Raw genomic sequence first — 19,262 nt, 5'->3', positions numbered from 1 at the left:
AAACGAATATGAACTTGAATAAAAGATATTGTTAAGGCATAAAAATTATCGGTATCGTCCGCTTCACGCCAACGATAGCACTTCGCTGGCACCTCCCACATTTGGCCGTCGTCCATGACGACAGTGATTTTTTCGATAAGGACACTGCATGAAAAAGGTTCTGTTGTTCACCGCATTGGCGGCAGCGCTGACCTCGGGCCTGGCCCAGGCCGCGGAAAAACTGGTGGTGGCAGCTACGCCCGTGCCTCACGCCGAGATTCTTGAACTGATCAAGCCAGCCCTGGCCAAGGAAGGCGTGGACCTGCAGATCAAGGTCTTCACCGACTACGTCCAACCCAACGTGCAAGTTGACCAGAAGCGCCTGGACGCCAACTACTTCCAGACCTTGCCGTACCTCAAGAGCTTCAACGAAGGCAAAGGTACCAATCTGGTTACTGTGATCGGCGTCCACGTCGAACCGTTCGGCGGCTACTCGAAGAAAGTCAAAAGCCTGGCCGAGTTGAAGGACGGCGCAACCATCGCCATTCCTAACGAAGGCAGCAACAGCGGTCGTGCCCTGATCCTGCTGCAGAAGGCTGGCTTGATCGAGTTGAAGGACCCGAAAAACGCCCTGGCAACGCCGAAAGACATCGCCAAGAACCCGAAGAACTTCAAATTCAAGGAACTGGAATCGGCCATGCTGCCGCGTGTTCTGGATCAGGTCGACCTGGACATGATCAACACCAACTACGCCTTGGAAGCGGGTCTTAACCCAGCCAAGGATGCGCTGGTGATCGAAGGCGCCGATTCGCCTTACGTGAACTTCCTGGTGGCCCGTCCGGACAACAAGGACAGCCCGGCCATGCAGAAACTCGCCAAGGCCCTGACCAGCCCGGAAGTGAAGGCATTCATCGAGAAGAAGTACAGCGGCGCGGTACTGCCGGCGTTCTGATTCTGGCAGTAAACCTCTTCAAGGTTTCGAACGCCGACGGCTGATACAGCGTCGGCGTTTTTTGTGCTCAAGATATTGGACCAGGGACATGTTTACCTGAGTGGCGAGGGAGCTTGCTCCCGCTCGGCTGCGCAGCAGTCGTAAAAAACAGCCAACGGATACTCTTGGGGACGCTTCGCGACCCAGCGGGAGCAAGCTCCCTCGCCACAAGGTCAAACCGCCCTGGTCTTCAACGCTCTGCGCAATGCCACCAACAACTTCAACATCTCCTGCGGATCCAGTCGCTTCGGCACCTTTACGTCAGCCATGTTCTCTTCCTTGTGATGGTTTGGCCGGGGAGTCTGGCCAAAAGCTGTGCGTCCTTGGAGGGGTATTTCGAAAAAAAGATCTTTCCTACGACGTGAGGAAAAATAGCCGTCTTCCTCCGTCGCGGCAAATCGGGGGAATAGATATTTGCGTGATATCAATATGCTTTAACGGTATTTAAATTCCTCTTCTTATACCTTTAGAGTCGGTGCCTGCCAGGTGGCTACCCGTTGCCTATGGACCGCACCACCGCCGCTTATCGCGCGGCGTCCAGGACGTTCAATGAACTTCGATTACGCTTTCATCCTCAGCACCCTCCCGGCGTTTCTCAAGGCTGTGGGAGTGACGCTGCAGGTCGGCCTCATCGCCATCGCCACGTCGCTGCTGGTGGCGCTGGTCAACGCGCCGATCCTGGTGTTCCGCACGCCTTACCTGCACCGCCTGGTCGGGTTGTATGTGGAGCTGGCGCGCAACACACCGCTGCTCATTCAGTTGTTCTTTGTCTACTTCGCCTTGCCCGCGTTGGGCATCAAGGTGTCGGGCTTCGCGGCGGCGATCATCACCATGACGTTCCTGGGCGGTGCCTATCTCACCGAAGTGCTGCGTGCCGGCGTGGAAGCGGTGCCGACGGCGCAACTGGAATCCGGTCGCTCCATCGGGTTGTCTCGTGGCCAATTGCTGCGCTACGTGATCCTGCCGCAAGCCGGAATTCTCAGCCTGCCGTCGCTGTTCGCCAATTTCATTTTTCTGCTCAAGGAAACCACCGTGGTTTCCGCCGTGGCGGTGCCGGAGATTCTCTACACCACCAAGAGCTACATCGCGCTCTACTACAAGACCTACGAAATGCTGGCCGTGCTGACGCTGATTTGCGTGCTGCTGTTTTTGCCGCTCTCGCTGTTGTTGCGTCGTCTGGAAAGGAGGCTCCAACATGGCCAGTTCGGGTCTTGAGTTGCTCTGGGTGTCGTTGCCGCAATTGGGCAAAGGCGCTGCGCAAACCTTGTCGATTTCCTTTCTGAGCATCGCGATCAGTACCGTGGGCGGCATGCTCTACGGCATTTTGAGCACGCTGAACGTGAAGTGGTTGAACGCCATTTTGCGGGTGTACCTGGAACTGTTCCGGGCGATCCCGGTGCTGGTCTGGTTGTATTTGCTGTTCTTCGGGCTACCGATTTTTTTCGGCTTGAGCATTCCAAGCTTCTGGTGCGCGGTACTGGTGCTGTCTTTATGGGGCGCCAGCGAAGTGGGCGAAGTGGTGCGCGGCGCGTTGCATTCGCTGCCACGTGGCCAGCGCGAGGCAGGATTGTCGATCGGCTTGAACGACCCGCAGCTCTACGGCTACGTGTTGCTGCCGCAGGCGCTTAAACGCATGACCCCGCCGACCATCAATGTCTACACGCGCATCATCAAGACCAGCTCCCTGGCGGTGCTGATCGGTGTGGTGGATGTGATCAAGGTCGGTCAGCAAATCATCGAGCGCACTTATGAATCCGTGCTGATCTACGGCGCGCTGTTCCTGTTTTTCTTTTTTATCTGCTATCCGCTCTCGGCCGCGTCCCGTGTGCTGGAACGGCGCTGGACGCAAGCATGAGCACATTGATCGAGTTCAAGGGCTTCAACAAATTCTTCGGCGAGCAGCAAGTGCTCGACGGCATCGACCTGCAAGTGAAGGCCGGCGAAGTGATCGTCATACTCGGACCCAGCGGTTGCGGTAAAAGTACTTTGCTGCGCTGCCTCAACGGCCTGGAAGTCGCCCACAGCGGCAGCCTGGTGTTCGCCGGTCGCGAGTTGCTGGACAAGGGCACCGATTGGCGTGAAGTACGCCAGCAGATCGGCATGGTGTTCCAAAGCTATCACCTGTTCGCGCACATGAGCGTGCTCGATAACCTGCTGCTCGGCCCGGTCAAAGTGCAAAAGCGCGACCGCCGCGAGGCTCGCGTCCAGGCCGAAGCGTTGTTGGCCCGCGTGGGCTTGCTGGACAAGCGCGACGCGTTCCCGCGCCAGCTCTCCGGCGGCCAGCAGCAACGCATCGCCATCGTTCGTTCGCTGTGCATGAATCCCAAGGTCATTCTGTTTGATGAGGTCACCGCTGCCCTCGACCCGGAAATGGTCAAGGAAGTATTGGAAGTCATCCAGGGCCTGGCCCGCGAAGGCATGACGCTCCTGATCGTTACCCACGAAATGGCCTTCGCCCGCGCCGTGGCTGACCGCATCGTGTTCATGGATGGCGGGCGGATCCTTGAACAAAACCCTCCCGAGATTTTCTTTACGAACCCGCAAACCGCACGAGCGCAGCAGTTCCTGGAGAAGTTCTCCTACGTCGCCGCACTACCTGAAACGACTCAAACAAAGGAACTGGAACTGCTATGAAAACTGCCAAGTCTTCCCTGCTGCTACTGCCGCTGCTCGGCCTCGCATTGCTGGCCGGCTGCAACAAGACCGAAGAACCGCCGAAGCCGAAAACCGCCAGCCAAAGCACTGCGCCGGCCAGCTACCTGGAAAAGATCAAGGCACGGGACAAGCTGATCGTCGGCGTTTTCACCGACAAGCCACCCTTCGGCTTCGTCGATGAAGCGGGGCGTTACGTCGGCTTCGATACCGACATCGGTCGCCGTTTCGCCAAGGACCTGCTCGGCGATGAAAACAAGGTCGAGTTCGTCGCGGTTGAACCGGCGAGCCGGATACCCTTCCTGCAAAGCGACAAGGTCGACCTGATCCTGGCCAACATGACTGTGACCCCGGAGCGCAAGGAGGCGGTGGAGTTCACCAACCCCAATCTGAAAGTCGCGGTACAGGCGCTGGTGCCCCAGGCCAGTGAAGTGAAGAACCTGGATGACCTGGCGACCCGCACCACCATCGTCACCACCGGCACCACGGCGGACATCTGGCTGACCAAGAATCACCCGGACTGGAAGCTGCTCAAGTTCGAAAAAAACTCAGAGTCCTTGCAAGCCTTGGCCAACGGCCGTGGCGACGCCTATGCCCAGGACAATCTGGTGCTGTTCAGCTGGGCCAAGCAGAACCCTGGTTACCGTGTACTGAGCCAGACGCTGGGCGCCGAAGCGCCGATTGCACCGGCGGTGAAGAAGGGCAACATCGAGCTGCGGGATTGGGTCAACACCGAGTTGGCAAAGCTGGGCGAGGAGAAGTATCTGCTCAAGCTGTATGACCAGTACGTGCGCAAGGAACTGAGCGATGACACCCGGCCTGAGAGTGTGATTGTAGAAGGGGGCAAATGGCAGGGATGATTCCCTTCAGGATGCGTTGATCCTCCGATTGTCTTTGCGAGCGAGCCCGCCCCCACATCAGACCGTGTCCATTGGACGACTCGGTCAACTGTGGCGGCGGGCTTGCTCGCGATTGGCCGATCGCCTTTGCCCTTGTTGATCCTGTCCATGGAAGGAACCCTGTTCTAAGCTCACAGTCGTATCGTCACTGGTACGTCCGTACAGCGCAAAGGAGTCTGCATGGCTGGTCCTCGAATCAAACTGGCAGTTGGCCTGGGCTTGTGCGCGTTGTTGATGGGCTGTGGCGATAAAAAGCCCGAGGAAAAAGCCTTGCCGCGGGTTTTTGTGCAGCAGGCCGTGCCCAGCGAATACGCCGCCTCGGTGACGCTCACCGGTGATGTCCAGGCGCGGGTACAGGCCGACTTGTCGTTTCGCGTGGGTGGCAAGATCATCGAGCGCAAGGTCGATGTCGGTGACCGAGTCTCGGCCCGGCAGGTGCTGGCCCGGCTCGATCCTCGGGACTTGCAGACCAATGTCGACTCCGCCGAGGCCCAGGTGGCCGCCGAGCAGGCACGGGTCAAGCAGAGTGCGGCGGCGTTCGTACGCCAGCAGAAACTCTTGCCCAAGGGCTACACCAGCCAGAGCGAATACGACGCGGCCCAGGCTCAACTGCGCAGCAGCCAGAGCGCACTGACCGCCGCCCAGGCCCAGTTGGCCAACGCCCGTGAACAGCTGAGCTACACCGCGCTGATCGCCGAAGCGCCGGGCATCATCACGGCGCGCCAGGCCGAGGTCGGCCAGGTTGTGCAAGCCACGGAGCCGATCTTCAGCCTGGCCCGGGACGGCGAGCGCGACGCGGTATTCAATATCTACGAGTCGCTGCTGCGCGAACCGCCATCGGACCCGGCCATCGTCATCAGTTTGTTGGACAACCCCGCCATCCAGACCACCGGTACGGTGCGCGAGATCACCCCGGCGGTGTCTGCGCAGACCGGCACGGTGCAGGTCAAGGTCACCCTCAAGGATTTACCCGAAGGCATGCGCCTGGGGTCGGTGGTCAGCGCCACCGCCAAGTCCGCTGGCAAGACTGCTGTCGAGTTGCCTTGGTCGGCACTGACCAAGAATCTCAGTGACCCGGCCGTATGGCTGGTGGACGGCGAGGGCAGAGCGCAGTTGCACACGGTCACCGTCGGCCGTTACCTGACCGGCAAGGTCATCATCAGCGACGGGCTCAAGGGTGGGGAGAAAATAGTGATCGCCGGTGGGCAATTGCTGCATCCCGGCGTGCGCGTTGAGATCGCTGAAAACACCTCCGAAAAATCCTCGACAGGAGTCCAGCCATGAACCGTGCATGGATGGTCCCGGTCGGCTTGCTGCTGGCGGCCTGCTCGAAGGAAGAAGCGCCACCTGAGCCGGTGCGCCCAGTATTGTTCGTCGAGGCCCAGGCTCTGGATCAGCAGGCCCTTGGCCGGTTCGCCGGGAATATCCAGGCGCGTTACGAAACCAATGTAGGTTTTCGCGTACCAGGACGGATCGCCAGCCGTAACGTCGATGTCGGCGCCGAGGTGAAGAAGGGGGACCTGCTTGCCACCCTCGACCCTACCGATCAACAGAACCAATTGCGTGCCGCCCAGGGCGATCTGGCGCGGATCGAGGCCCAATACATCAATGCCCAGGCCAATGCTTTGCGTCAGCAGCAGTTATTCGATCGCGGCGTCGGCGCCCAGGCGCAACTGGATATCGCCCAGACCGACCTGAAGACCACCGGCGCCGCCCTCGAACAGGCCCGTGCTTCGGTGGACCAGGCCCGCGATCAGCTCAACTACAGCGAACTGCGCGCCGACCACGATGCGGTCGTCACGGCCTGGAATGCCGAAGCCGGGCAGGTTGTCACCGCTGGCCAGCAAGTAGTGACCCTGGCCCGACCGGACATCAAGGAAGCGGTGATCGACCTGCCGGCCGGGCTCGCCGAGCGCCTGCCCGAGGACGTGGTGTTCGAAGTCGCCGCGCAACTGGATCCGCAAACTCGCACCACCGCCATCGTGCGGGAAATCGAGCCCCAGGCCCAAAGCGCCACTCGCACTCGCCGGGCACGCTTGACGCTCACCGATACGCCGCCCGGTTTTCGCCTGGGCACGGCAATCAGCGTGACCCTGAGCTCGGCCATCGAGCCGCGTATCGAGCTACCGCTCAGCGCCCTGCAGGAAATCGACGGCAAGACACGGATCTGGCTGATCGACCCGCAAAACCAGACTGTCTCGCCCCGCGATGTGCGCATTATCGAGCGTTCGGCCAGCTCGGCGTTGGTGGCCGACGGCATCAAGGCCGGCGATCGTGTCGTCAGCGCGGGGGTAAACAGCCTCAAGCCGGGGCAGAAAGTGAAACTCGACGAGGAAGCACGATGAAAGGGCCTTTCAACTTATCCGAGTGGGCCCTGCGGCATCAGTCTTTCGTCTGGTACCTGATGTTTGTCGCCTTGCTGATGGGCGTGTTTTCTTACCTGAACCTGGGGCGCGAAGAAGACCCATCGTTCACCATCAAGACCATGGTCATCCAGACGCGCTGGCCCGGCGCGACCCAGGAAGAAACCCTCAAGCAGGTCACCGACCGCATCGAGAAAAAACTCGAGGAGCTCGATTCCCTCGACTACGTCAAAAGCTACACCCGGCCAGGGGAATCAACGGTTTTCGTGTACCTGCGCGATACCACCGGCGCCAAGGAAATCCCCGAGATCTGGTACCAGGTGCGCAAGAAGATCAATGACATTCGCGGCGATTTCCCCGAAGGCTTGCAGGGACCGGGGTTCAACGATGAATTTGGCGATGTGTACGGTTCGGTGTATGCCTTCACGGGCGACGGCCTGTCGATGCGCCAGTTGCGCGACTACGTGGAGCAGGTGCGCGCCGAGATCCGCGACGTACCGGGCCTGGGCAAGGTCGAGATGGTGGGCGAGCAGGATGAAGTGCTGTACCTGAACTTCTCCACGCGCAAACTCGCGGCCCTGGGCATCGATCAGCGCCAGGTGGTGCAGAGCCTGCAATCGCAGAATGCCGTGACGCCCGCCGGTGTCATCGACGCCGGGCCCGAGCGGATTTCCGTTCGTACGTCCGGGCAGTTCCAATCGGAAAAAGACCTGGCCAACGTCAACCTGCGACTCAACGACCGGTTCTATCGACTGGCTGATATCGCCGACATCCGGCGTGGTTACGTCGACCCCGCCACACCGATGTTCCGTTTCAACGGTACACCGGCCATTGGCCTGGCTATCGCGATGAAGAAGGGTGGCAATATCCAGGAATTCGGCAAGGCGTTGCATGCGCGCATGAATGACCTGACCGCCGACCTGCCCGTGGGTGTTGGCGTGCATACCGTATCGGACCAGGCCGAAGTGGTGGAGGAAGCGGTCGGCGGCTTCACCAGCGCCTTGTTCGAGGCGGTGATCATCGTGCTGGTGGTCAGTTTCATCAGCCTCGGCATACGCGCCGGGCTGGTGGTGGCCTGCTCGATTCCGCTGGTGTTGGCGATGGTCTTCCTTTTCATGGAGTACAGCGGCATCACCATGCAGCGGATCTCCCTTGGCGCGTTGATCATCGCCCTTGGCCTGCTGGTGGACGACGCGATGATCACCGTGGAGATGATGGTCACGCGTCTGGAAAAAGGCGATTCCAAGGACCAGGCCGCGACCTTCGCCTATACCTCGACGGCGTTCCCGATGCTCACCGGGACCCTGGTGACCGTCGCCGGTTTCGTACCCATCGGCCTGAATGCCAGTTCCGCCGGCGAGTACACCTTCACGCTGTTCGCGGTGATTGCCGTGGCGATGCTGGTGTCGTGGATCGTCGCGGTGCTGTTTGCGCCGGTGATCGGTGTGCACATCCTCAGCACCAACATCAAACCCCACAGCGCCGAACCGGGGCGGATCGGTCGGGCGTTCAACGGCGGCCTGCTGTGGGCGATGCGCAATCGCTGGTGGGCCATCGGCATCACGGTGCTGCTGTTCGTGTTGGCGGTGTTTTGCATGCGTTTCGTGCAGAACCAGTTCTTTCCGTCCTCGGACCGGCCGGAAATCCTGGTCGACCTCAACCTGCCGCAGAATGCCTCGATGGATGAGACTCGCAGGGTCGTCGACCGGCTGGAGGCGACCCTCAAGGGGGACCCGGATATCGAGCGCTGGAGCACCTATATCGGCGAAGGTGCGATTCGTTTCTATCTGCCGCTGGATCAACAATTGCAGAATCCGTACTACGCGCAACTGGTCATCGTCAGTAAAGGCCTGGAGTCGCGCACGGCCCTGACCGAGCGCTTGCAAAAACGCTTGCGCGACGACTTTGTCGGGATTGGCAGCTACGTGCAGGCGCTGGAAATGGGCCCGCCGGTGGGCCGGCCGATCCAATACCGGGTCAGTGGCAAGGACATCGACCAGGTCCGCAAGCACGCCATCGAACTGGCCACCGAGCTGGACAAGAATTCGCACATCGGTGAGATCATTTACGACTGGAACGAGCCGGGCAAAGTGCTGCGCATCGACATCGCCCAGGACAAGGCGCGGCAATTGGGTCTGTCTTCCGATGACGTAGCCAGGCTGATGAACAGCATTGTCAGCGGTTCGCCGGTAACCCAGGTCGACGACGATATCTACCTGATCAACGTGGTTGGCCGGGCCGAAGATGCCGAGCGTGGTTCACCGGAAACCCTGCAAAACCTGCAAATCGTCACGCCGAGCGGCACCTCGATCCCGCTCCTGGCATTTGCCACGGTGGGTTATGAGCTGGAGCAGCCGCTGGTATGGCGTCGCGACCGCAAGCCGACCATCACCATCAAGGCAGCGGTGCGCGATGAGATCCAGCCCACCGACCTGGTCAAGCAATTGCAGCCTGATATCGACAAGTTCGCCGCCGGCCTGCCGGTGGGCTACAAGGTCGCCACCGGCGGTACGGTGGAGGAGAGCAGCAAGGCCCAAGGGCCTATCGCCAGCGTCGTGCCGCTGATGCTGTTTTTGATGGCGACCTTCCTGATGATCCAGCTGCATAGCGTGCAGAAGCTGTTCCTGGTGGCGAGCGTCGCGCCCCTTGGCCTGATTGGCGTGGTGCTGGCGCTGGTGCCGACGGGCACGCCCATGGGCTTCGTGGCGATCCTCGGGATTCTCGCGCTGATCGGCATCATCATCCGCAACTCGGTGATCCTGGTGACCCAGATCGATGAATATGAGCGCGACGGGTACGAACCTTGGGATGCCGTTGTGGAGGCCACCGAGCACCGGCGTCGGCCGATCCTGCTCACCGCAGCCGCGGCGAGCCTGGGGATGATCCCGATTGCCCGTGAGGTGTTCTGGGGGCCGATGGCCTACGCGATGATCGGCGGCATCATCATCGCCACGCTACTGACCCTGCTGTTCCTGCCGGCGCTTTATGTGGCCTGGTACAAGATCCGCGAGCCGAAGCGCGATTGAGGGTGGCGAGGGAGGTTGCTCCCGCTGTAACTCATGGCGGACGCGTTTTCTGTGAACGACTTTAAAACTGTGGGAGCGGGCTTGCCCGCGAATGCGTCGTATCGGCCAACATCTTCGTCAATTGACCCACCGCTTTCGCGAGCAAGCCCGCTCCCACAGGGGTCTCCATTGTTCACAGAGTAGGTGTTCACTGAAGATCCTTGTGGGAGCTTGCTCGCGATGAGGCCAGTCCAGCCACCCTGAATCCTTATTTACGCAACAACCGCAACCCATTGAACACCACCAGCAAACTCACCCCCATGTCGGCAAACACTGCCATCCACATGGTCGCGAACCCGGCAAAGGTCACGCCGAGGAAGATCGCCTTGATGACGAGCGCCAGGGCGATGTTCTGCTTGAGGATGCTGGAAGTCTGGCGCGACAGGCGAATGAATGCCGGAATCTTGCGCAGATCATCGTCCATCAGGGCGACATCGGCGGTCTCGATGGCCGTATCAGTACCGGCCGCCGCCATGGCGAAGCCGATTTCCGAGCGGGCCAACGCTGGGGCGTCATTGATGCCGTCGCCAACCATGCCGACGCGGTGCCCCTGGGCATAGAGCGCTTCGATGGCTTGCAGCTTGTCCTCCGGCAACAAATCGCCCCGGGCCTGATCCATGCCCACCTGGGCGGCGATCGCTTCGGCGGTATGGGCATTGTCGCCGGTGAGCATCAAGGTCTTGATGCCCAGCTCATGCAATTGCCGGATAGCCTCGCGGCTGGAGTCCTTCACTGTATCGGCCACGGCGAACAGCGCCAGCGGCCCCGTGCCGTCGAGCAGCAGGACCACCGACTTGCCCTGTTTTTCCAAGGCGAAAAGTTTTGCTTCCAGCTCTGGGGAGCACAAGCCCAGGTCTTCTACCAGGCGATGATTGCCCAGGTGATAGGTCTGGCCGTTGATGTCGCCGCGCACGCCGCGTCCCGGCAGGGCTGCAAAGTTATCCACAGCCTGCGCTACCGTTTGCTTATCCACAGCCGCCAAGGCAATGGCGCGAGATACGGGGTGGTCGGAGCGGGTAGCAAGGCTGGCGGCAAGTGCCGGGGCGCTGCTTGCCACCGCTGGGTCCAGCGCTACGAAGTCGGTTTGCACCGGTCTGCCGTGGGTGATCGTGCCGGTCTTGTCCAGCGCCAGGTAATCGAGCTTGTAACCACCCTCCAGATAGACGCCGCCCTTGACCAGGATGCCCTTGCGCGCTGCGGCGGCGAGGCCGCTGACGATGGTTACCGGCGTGGAAATCACCAGCGCACAGGGGCAGGCGACCACCAGCAGTACCAGCGCCCGGTAGATCCAGTCGAACCATGCCGCGCCCATGAATAGCGGTGCAATGACGGCCACGGCCAAGGCCAGGGCAAATACCGCTGGGGTATAGATTGTCGAAAATCGGTCAACGAAGCGCTGGGTTGGCGCCCGGGAGCCCTGGGCCTGTTCCACTGCGTGAATGATTCGCGCCAGGGTGGAATGATCAGCGGCGGCGGTGACGGTGTATTCCAGTTCGCCGGCCTGGTTGATGGTGCCGGCAAACACCTTGTCGCCCACGGTTTTTTCCACCGGCAGGCTTTCGCCGGTAATCGGCGCCTGGTCAATGGTTGAGCGTCCGGCGACCACCTCACCGTCCAGGCCCACGCGTTCACCGGGGCGTACCCGCACCCGTGCACCGAGGGCGATGGCCTTGACCTCCCGCAATTGCCAACTGCCGTCGGCCTGTTGCACCGTGGCCTGTTCCGGGGCCATCTGCATCAGGCCGCTGATGGCGTTGCGCGCCCGGTCGAGGGATTTGGCTTCGATCAACTCGGCGACGGTGAACAGAAACATCACCATCGCCGCTTCCGGCCATTGACCGATCAGCACTGCGCCGGTCACGGCAATGCTCATTAAGGCATTGATGTTCAGGTTGCGGTTCTTCAGGGCGATCCAACCCTTCTTGTAGGTGCCGAGGCCGCCGCTGAGAATCGAAACCAGCGCTATCACGGCCACCACCCAGTTCGGCGCGGCGTTGGTGAAGTGGATGACCTCGGCACCAAGGGCGGTAATGCCGGACAGCGCCAGCGGCCACCAAGGCTTGGCCGGAGCGGGCAAGTCGTTGGTTTTTTGCTCCTGGCCGGGCATCAACGGCTCGGCCTGCATGCCCAGGGACTCGATGGCCTTGATGATTGGCGCGTCGCTGGGCAAATCGTGGGTCACGCCGAGCACGCGGTTGATCAGGTTGAATTCCAATTGCTGCACGCCTTGAAGCTTGCCGAGCTTGTTCTGGATCAGCGTCTGTTCAGTGGGGCAGTCCATGGCTTCGATGCGAAAATTGCTCAGCCGCGCGCCGTCCGTCGGAGCTTTGCCAAGGTTGACCACCGACGGTGCCGCTTTCGACGAGCAGCATGAGTGCCCATGGTCATGGCCGTGGTCGGGTTTGTGGATATGAAGGGAATCGCTCATCGGTGACGTCCGTGAAAAGTGCCTGTTGCACAGTAAGGACCCTGTAGCCACTATAGGGTCAAGCACCTATTTGCGAGGCACACCATGAAGATCGGAGAACTGGCGAAGATCACCGACTGCCAGGTCGAGACCATCCGTTATTACGAGCGTGAGGGCTTATTGCCGGAGCCGGCTCGCAGCGATGGGAACTACCGCGTCTACACTCAGGCCCATGCCGAACGGCTGACGTTCATCCGTAACTGCCGCACCCTGGACATGACCCTGGAGGAAATCCGCAGCCTCCTGGCCCTGCGCGACAGCCCCCAGGACCAGTGTGAAAACGTCAACGCGCTGATCGACGAACACATCCTCCACGTCAAGGCTCGCATCGACGGCCTGTTGGCCTTGCAAACGCAACTGATCGACCTGCGCCATCGCTGCGGCGAAGGACCGGACCTGGATCAATGCGGGATCTTGCAGCGGTTGGAGATCAGCGGGGCGGTGGCGCCGGAGGTGGAGCATTCACATGTGGGGAGGAGTCATGGGCATTGAGTGCCTTGAACCCCCAGGAAATCCAATGTGGGAGCGGGCTTGCTCGCGAATGCGGTGTGTCAGATTGCATATTTGCCAATTGACACACCGCATTCGCGAGCAAGCCCGCTCCCACACAAGCCCACTTCCACAGCAGAGAGGTGGTGTTGGTTAGACCGCCATCGGCGCGGTCATCGGCGCGTGGTGTTGGTAGCCTTCGAGGGAGAAGTCGCTCGGTTCGACCAATTCCAGCCACTCCGGCTGGTACACGCCGGTCTTGGCAAACGCCGGCACACGCTCGGAAATCACCAGTTTCGGCATCGGGAACGGCTCGCGCGTGAGCTGTTCGTTGAGCATGTCCAGGTGGTTTTCGTAGACGTGGGCATCACCGATGAAATAGGTGAACCAGCGTGGCGTGTAGCCGGTCAGGCGACCGATCAGGCTCAGCAACGCAGCGCCTTCGGTGAGGTTGAACGGCGTGCCCAGGCCCAGGTCGTTGGAGCGGATGTAGAGGGTCAGGGAAATTTCCCTGGTCTCGACATTCGGGTGGAACTGGTAGAGCAAATGGCACGGCGGCAGGGCCATTTCATCGAGCTGGGCGCAGTTCCAGCCGTGGAACAGGATACGGCGGCTGCCCGGATCCTTGATGATGGTGTCGACGCACTGACGCACCTGATCGATGGCCTTATACAGCACCACGTAGGCCAGGCCGTTTTCTTCACCTTCGGCGATTTTCCGGTAACCCTGGGCCAGCGTTTGCTCGATGGCCGCCGGGTTGCTCAGGGGAATCTGTTTGTAGGCCGGCCACTTGCGCCACTGCACGCCGTAGATCTCGCCCAGGTCGTCTTCGCCCTGGCGGAACGGGTTGGCCAGCCATTGGGCATTTTCGTTGGCGTTCTGGTCCCAGACCTTACAGCCCAGGGCACGGAATTCGGCGGCGTTGTTGACCCCACGCAGAAAGCCGCACATCTCGCCAATGGCCGATTTGAAGGCCATTTTGCGGGTGGTGATGGCCGGGAAGCCATCCTTCAAGTCATAGCGCAGCATGGCGCCGGGGAAACTGATGGTGTTCACACCGGTGCGGTTGGCTTGCTTGGTGCCGTTCTTGATGACGTGGGCCACCAGATCGAGATATTGCTTCATGGGTTACCTGTGTCCTTGAACCCGAGGCCAGCGCCTCGGGGCTCGAATTTTTAAACCTTGGCCGCCGCAGCCGGTGCACGGTGATAAGCCAGCCAGATCAGCGCCAGGCCACCCACGATCATCGGCAGGCACAACACCTGGCCCATGGTCAGCCAGTTCCACGCCAGATAACCGAGCTGGGCGTCCGGTACGCGGACGAACTCGACGATAAAACGGAAGGTCCCGTAGAACAGCGCGAACATACCCGACACCGCCATGGTCGGCCGCGGCTTGCGCGAGAACAGCCACAGAATCAGGAACAATGCCACGCCTTCAAGGGCGAACTGGTACAGCTGCGACGGGTGGCGCGGCAACTGCGCCGGATCGCTGAACGGTGGGAAGATCATTGCCCACGGCACATCGGTCGGCTTGCCCCACAACTCGGCGTTGATAAAGTTGCCAATGCGCCCGGCACCCAGGCCGATCGGCACCATCGGCGCGACGAAGTCCATCAGTTCGAAAAAGGACTTGTTGTTGCGCTTGCCGAACCACAACGCCGCCAGCATCACGCCGATGAACCCGCCGTGGAACGACATGCCGCCTTTCCAGACTTCGAAGATCAGTGTCGGGTTGGCCAGGTAGGCGCTCAGGTCGTAGAACAAGACATACCCCAAGCGTCCGCCGACGATCACACCCATGGACAGCCAGAACACCAGGTCCGAGAGCTTTTCCTTGTTCCAGGTCGGATCGAAACGGTTGAGTCGGCGCGACGCCAGCAGCCAGGCGCCACCGATGCCGATCAGGTACATCAGGCCGTACCAGTGGATTTTCAGCGGGCCGATGGCCAGGGCCACCGGATCGATCTGCGGGTAAGGCAGCATTGATATTCCTCGTAAACGTCAAAAATACCCGGGCGACGCTGCCACCTCGGGATTAAGCCAGGATTGCGTCAGAACAGGAAAGTCAGTCCCACGCAGAACAGCAAAGCGGCGAACAGCCGTTTGAGCAAGCGCGGCGACAAGCGATGGGCCAGTCGCGCGCCGAAGCGGGCGAAGACCATGCTCGTCAGCGCAATGCCCAACAACGCCGGCAAATACACAAAACCGAGACTATGAGCCGGCAACAGCGGATCGTGCCAGCCTAGAATCATGAAACTCAACGCGCTGGCCAGGGCGATCGGCAAACCGCAGGCCGACGAGGTCGCCACTGCCTGCTGCATCGGCACGCTGCGCCAGGTCAGGAACGGCACGGTCAGCGAACCGCCGCCAATGCCGAAAATCGCCGAAGCCCAGCCGATCACGATGCCGGCCAGGGACAGCCCGACCTTTCCCGGTACCGTGCGACTGGCCTTGGGCTTGAAATCCAGGGCCAGTTGCGCGGCGACGATCATGGCGAACACGCCGATGATCTTTTGCAGGAGCGGGCCGGAAATCGCTTCGGCGGTGATCGCGCCAAAACCTGCACCGATCAGGATCCCGACGGTCATCCAGGCAAAAATTGGCCAGCGCACCGCGCCTTTGCGCTGATGCTCGCGCACGGCGTTGACTGACGTGAAGATGATCGACGCCAGGGACGTGCCGACGGCCAGGTGCGTCAACACCTGAGGGTCGAAACCCTGCAAGGTGAAACTGAACACCAGCACCGGGACGATGATCATCCCGCCACCCACGCCGAACAGCCCGGCCAGCACGCCGGCACAGGCGCCGAGCAGCAGATAGAGCACAAATTCCACCAGCGTCTCCCCAGCCATCCCCGAAACAAGAGCGGCATGGTACCGGATCCTGGGTCCCGCGCTCCACTGAAGGCGATGGATGTGGGGGCGATGTGTGGGTAGAGTGGCCTGAGGACCCTGGATATATTGGATGGCGAATTGCTGTTGTGGCGAGGGAGCTTGCTCCCGCTGGAGGGCGAAGCCCTCCCAATAAAGTCCAGATCAATTGTCTGAACTAACTGGCCTCTGGATTTTGGGTCTACTTCGTAGCCCAGCGGGAGCAAGCGCCCTCGTCACAAAAGCTGTGTGTCTGGCTCTATCCTTTCAACGGGATTGGCATTGTTAACGGGACGACTTGATGTGCCTGATCGTATTTGCCTGGCGGCCTGGCCACGCCCAGCCGCTGATCGTGGCGGCCAACCGCGACGAGTTCTACGCGCGCCCGACCTCGCCACTGGCCCAATGGCCTGATGCGCCTCACGTCCACGCCGGTCGCGATCTCGAGGCCGGCGGCACTTGGCTGGGCGTTGGCGCCGACGGTCGCTTTGCGGCGCTGACCAACATCCGTGACCCTGGCCAGTTGCCGGCATTCAAGTCGCGCGGTGAGCTGGTGGCGCGCTTTCTGAGCGGCAACCTGCCCATTGCCGAGTATCTCAGCGAAGTGGTGCCTCGGGCTGGCGAATTTGGCGGGTTCAATCTGCTACTCGGCGACGGCACGCAGCTGTGGCACTTCAACGCTCGCGATACCCGGCCGCAGCAGTTGGCCGAAGGAGTCTATGGCCTGTCTAACGCCGGACTGAACACGCCCTGGCCCAAATTGCTCAAGGCCCGGGCGGCGCTGGTCGAGGTGCTGGACGAACCGCAGCCAGAGGCGCTATTGGCCCTGCTGAACGACCCGCAACCCGCCCCGGTGGCCGAGCTGCCGGACACGGGCGTGGGCCTGGCGACCGAGACGCTGTTGTCGAGTGTGTTCATTGCCAGCCCCGCCTACGGGACGCGGGCGAGCACGGCGCTGATCGTCCATGCCGATGGGACGCGGCACCTGGTCGAGCGCAGCTTCGGGCCCCATGGGGGGCATTTGGGGGAGGTTGAACTAAAAGTCTGAAGGGCAGCAATGACCTGTGGCGAGGGAGCTTGCTCCCGCTCGGCTGCGAAGCAGTCGCAATTTTGCTGACACTGGTCTTAACGATATAACCGCAATCGGGAGTGCTTTGCACTCCAGCGGGAGCAAGCTCCCTCGCCACAGGGTGCTCTTCAGAGGGTTTTGTTCGAAGCCGGGTTGATCATCCGCGCCAACCCGAGATTTTTCAGCGCCAGTTGCAAGGAGCTGTGGATCACCTGCGGATTGTCGATGGTCATCACTTCCGCCAGCAGTTCCTGGGCCTTGCTGAGGTTGATCTGGCGCAGCATCCACTTCACTTTCGGCAAGTTGGTGGCGTTCATCGACAGGCTGTCGAAACCCATCGCCATCAGCAGCACCGCCGCTGCCGGGTCACCGGCCATTTCACCACAGATGCTCACCGGCTTGCCTTCGGCATGGGCGTCGCGCACCACGTTCTGCAGGGCTTGCAGCACAGCCGGATGCAGGTAGTCGTACAGGTCGGCCACCCGCGGGTTGTTGCGATCCACGGCCAACAGGTACTGCGTCAGGTCGTTGGAGCCCACCGACAGGAAATCCACTTGCCGTGCCAGCTCTTTGGTCTGGTACACCGCTGCCGGGATCTCGATCATCACGCCGATCGGCGGCATCGGCACGTCGGTGCCTTCGTCGCGCACTTCACCCCAGGCCCGGTGGATCAGGTGCAGGGCTTCTTCCAGCTCATGGGTGCCGGAAATCATCGGCAACAGGATGCGCAGGTTGTTCAGGCCTTCGCTGGCCTTGAGCATGGCGCGGGCCTGGACCAGGAAGATTTCCGGGTGGTCGAGCGTCACGCGAATCCCGCGCCAGCCGAGGAACGGGTTGTCTTCCTTGATCGGGAAGTAAGACAGGGATTTGTCGCCGCCGATGTCCAGGCTGCGCATGGTCACCGGTTGCGGGTGGAACGCGGCCAGTTGTTCGCGGTAGATCGCCAACTGTTCCTTTTCGCTGGGGAAGCGCTGGTTGATCATGAACGGCACTTCGGTGCGGTATAGGCCGACGCCTTCCGCACCGCGCTTCTGCGCCCGTGCCACGTCGGCCAGCAGGCCGGTGTTGACCCACAGCGGCATGCGGTGGCCATCGAGCGTCACGCAAGGCAAATCTCGCAACGCGTCCAGGCCCAGGGACAGTTGCTTTTCTTCCTCCACCACATCGGCGAACTGCTTGCGCAGCACGTCGCTGGGGTTGGTGTAGACCTCGCCGTGATAGCCATCGACGATCATCTGGATGCCGTCGACCTTGGAATACGGCAGGTCCACCAGGCCCATCACCGTCGGGATGCCCATGGCCCGGGCCAGGATCGCCACGTGGGAGTTGCCCGAGCCCAGTACCGAAACCAATCCCGCCAGCTTGCCTTCAGGCACTTCGCCGAGCATGGCCGGGGTCAGTTCTTCACTGACCAGGATGGTGTTGTCCGGGTAGACCAGGGTCTGCTGGCGTTCCTGCTGCAGGTAGGCCAGCAAGCGCCGACCGAGGTCCTTGACGTCGGAGGCGCGCTCACGCAGGTAGGCGTCGTCCATCAGTTCGAAACGATTGACGTGATCAGTCACCACTTGGCGCAAGGCACCCTGGGCCCATTGGCCGGTCTTGATGATCGTGGTCACTTCGCTGCCCAGGGAGGCATCGTCAAGCATCATCAGGTAGACGTCGAACAGCGCCCGCTCTTCTGGGCGCAGCTGCGTTGCCAGCTTGGCCGACAGGGCGCGCATGTCGGCGCGCACGCCTTCGATGGCAGTCTTGAACAGCCCCAGTTCGGCATTGATGTCGCTGATGGTCTTGTCCGGCACCACATCGAGGTCGGCCGGTGGCAACATGACCACCGCCGTGCCTACCGCCGCGCCCGGTGACCCCGGTACGCCGACGAACTTGGCTTCCTGGATGCCCTTGCCCTGGCGACCCAGGCCGCTGATCGAACCGGTGGCCTCGGCGTGGGCGATAACCCCGGCCAGTTGCGCGCTCATGGTCACGAGGAAGGCTTCTTCACCTTCGTCGAACTGGCGGCGTTCTTTTTGCTGGATGACCAACACGCCGACGACGCGCCGGTGGTGGATGATTGGCGCGCCGAGGAACGACGCGTAGCGCTCTTCGCCCGTTTCGGCGAAGTAACGGTAGCGCGGGTGATCCGCGGCATTTTCGAGGTTCAGGGGTTCTTCGCGCGTGCCGACCAGGCCGACCAGACCTTCATTGGGCGCCATGCTGACCTTGCCGATCGAGCGCTTGTTCAAGCCCTCGGTAGCCATCAACACAAAACGGTTGGTCTCGGGGTCCAGCAGGTAGACCGAGCAGACCTGGCTGCCCATGGCCTCTTTGACGCGCAACACAATAATCCCCAACGCCGCCTTGAGATCCTTGGCGGAGTTAACTTCCTGGACGATCTTGCGCAGCGTATTGAGCATGGCTCGGG

General features: G+C 61.3%; 15 protein-coding genes. 10 read left to right on the top strand and 5 right to left on the bottom strand.

From position 1 onward, the window contains the following. The first annotated feature begins 148 nt into the window (after positions 1-148). From PFLQ2_RS01035 to PFLQ2_RS01070, 8 genes are all read left to right on the top strand, one after another. Positions 149-931 (top strand): MetQ/NlpA family ABC transporter substrate-binding protein, encoded by a 783-nt coding sequence (locus PFLQ2_RS01035; RefSeq protein ID WP_003186887.1) that lies wholly within the window; start codon positions 149-151, stop codon positions 929-931. A gap of 588 nt (positions 932-1,519) precedes the next feature. Further along, positions 1,520-2,185, top strand: coding sequence for an amino acid ABC transporter permease (locus tag PFLQ2_RS01040; protein ID WP_003186886.1), 666 nt, complete (start codon positions 1,520-1,522; stop codon positions 2,183-2,185). Then, positions 2,166-2,825 carry an amino acid ABC transporter permease gene (locus tag PFLQ2_RS01045; RefSeq protein ID WP_003186885.1) on the top strand — a complete coding sequence of 220 codons (660 nt, stop codon included), beginning with the start codon at positions 2,166-2,168 and terminating at the stop codon, positions 2,823-2,825. The genes PFLQ2_RS01040 and PFLQ2_RS01045 overlap by 20 nt, the downstream gene beginning before the upstream one ends. Beyond that, positions 2,822-3,604: an amino acid ABC transporter ATP-binding protein gene (locus PFLQ2_RS01050; protein ID WP_003186884.1), complete on the top strand. Its 783-nt coding sequence runs from the start codon at positions 2,822-2,824 to the stop codon at positions 3,602-3,604. The genes PFLQ2_RS01045 and PFLQ2_RS01050 overlap by 4 nt, the downstream gene beginning before the upstream one ends. Next, positions 3,601-4,482 (top strand): transporter substrate-binding domain-containing protein, encoded by an 882-nt coding sequence (locus tag PFLQ2_RS01055; RefSeq protein WP_003186883.1) that lies wholly within the window; start codon positions 3,601-3,603, stop codon positions 4,480-4,482. Before PFLQ2_RS01050 ends, PFLQ2_RS01055 begins: the two co-directional genes overlap by 4 nt. 219 nt (positions 4,483-4,701) lie before the next feature. Then, positions 4,702-5,805, top strand: coding sequence for an efflux RND transporter periplasmic adaptor subunit (locus PFLQ2_RS01060; protein ID WP_003186881.1), 1,104 nt, complete (start codon positions 4,702-4,704; stop codon positions 5,803-5,805). Further along, positions 5,802-6,866: an efflux RND transporter periplasmic adaptor subunit gene (locus PFLQ2_RS01065; RefSeq protein ID WP_003186880.1), complete on the top strand. Its 1,065-nt coding sequence runs from the start codon at positions 5,802-5,804 to the stop codon at positions 6,864-6,866. The genes PFLQ2_RS01060 and PFLQ2_RS01065 overlap by 4 nt, the downstream gene beginning before the upstream one ends. Continuing rightward, complete coding sequence (locus tag PFLQ2_RS01070; RefSeq protein WP_003186879.1) at positions 6,863-9,910, top strand: efflux RND transporter permease subunit; 3,048 nt, start codon at positions 6,863-6,865, stop codon at positions 9,908-9,910. The genes PFLQ2_RS01065 and PFLQ2_RS01070 overlap by 4 nt, the downstream gene beginning before the upstream one ends. Positions 9,911-10,157: 247 nt before the next feature. Here PFLQ2_RS01070 and PFLQ2_RS01075 read toward each other — a convergent pair whose 3' ends face one another. Then, positions 10,158-12,377, bottom strand: a complete 2,220-nt coding sequence (locus PFLQ2_RS01075; RefSeq protein WP_003186878.1) for a heavy metal translocating P-type ATPase — start codon at positions 12,375-12,377, stop codon at positions 10,158-10,160. Between the two features lie 84 nt (positions 12,378-12,461). Between PFLQ2_RS01075 and cadR the strand changes: the two genes are divergently transcribed. Continuing rightward, the gene (gene cadR, locus PFLQ2_RS01080; protein ID WP_003186877.1) at positions 12,462-12,908 is read left to right on the top strand and encodes a Cd(II)/Pb(II)-responsive transcriptional regulator; all 447 of its coding nucleotides are present in this window, start codon (positions 12,462-12,464) and stop codon (positions 12,906-12,908) included. A 150-nt stretch (positions 12,909-13,058) separates the two neighbouring features. Here the strand turns inward: cadR and PFLQ2_RS01085 are convergent, their stop codons facing one another. The 3 genes from PFLQ2_RS01085 to PFLQ2_RS01095 form a co-directional block, all read right to left on the bottom strand. Further along, positions 13,059-14,030 (bottom strand): thymidylate synthase, encoded by a 972-nt coding sequence (locus PFLQ2_RS01085; protein WP_003186876.1) that lies wholly within the window; start codon positions 14,028-14,030, stop codon positions 13,059-13,061. Positions 14,031-14,080: 50 nt separating this feature from the next. Further along, positions 14,081-14,890, bottom strand: coding sequence for a prolipoprotein diacylglyceryl transferase (lgt, locus tag PFLQ2_RS01090; RefSeq protein WP_003186874.1), 810 nt, complete (start codon positions 14,888-14,890; stop codon positions 14,081-14,083). A 68-nt stretch (positions 14,891-14,958) separates the two neighbouring features. Then, positions 14,959-15,741, bottom strand: coding sequence for a sulfite exporter TauE/SafE family protein (locus PFLQ2_RS01095; protein ID WP_003186871.1), 783 nt, complete (start codon positions 15,739-15,741; stop codon positions 14,959-14,961). Between the two features lie 337 nt (positions 15,742-16,078). On the opposite strand from PFLQ2_RS01095, the gene PFLQ2_RS01100 reads away from it, so the two are divergent. Further along, positions 16,079-16,825, top strand: a complete 747-nt coding sequence (locus PFLQ2_RS01100; RefSeq protein WP_003186869.1) for an NRDE family protein — start codon at positions 16,079-16,081, stop codon at positions 16,823-16,825. 149 nt (positions 16,826-16,974) lie between these two features. Here PFLQ2_RS01100 and ptsP read toward each other — a convergent pair whose 3' ends face one another. Continuing rightward, a complete protein-coding gene (gene ptsP, locus PFLQ2_RS01105; RefSeq protein ID WP_003186868.1) occupies positions 16,975-19,254 on the bottom strand; it encodes a phosphoenolpyruvate--protein phosphotransferase in 2,280 nt (759 codons plus the stop codon). Positions 19,255-19,262: the final 8 nt, after the last annotated feature.

The organism is Pseudomonas fluorescens Q2-87, from assembly GCF_000281895.1.
Taxonomy (GTDB): Bacteria; Pseudomonadota; Gammaproteobacteria; order Pseudomonadales; family Pseudomonadaceae; genus Aquipseudomonas; species Aquipseudomonas fluorescens_S.
This window is presented reverse-complemented; position numbering and strand designations above follow the sequence as displayed.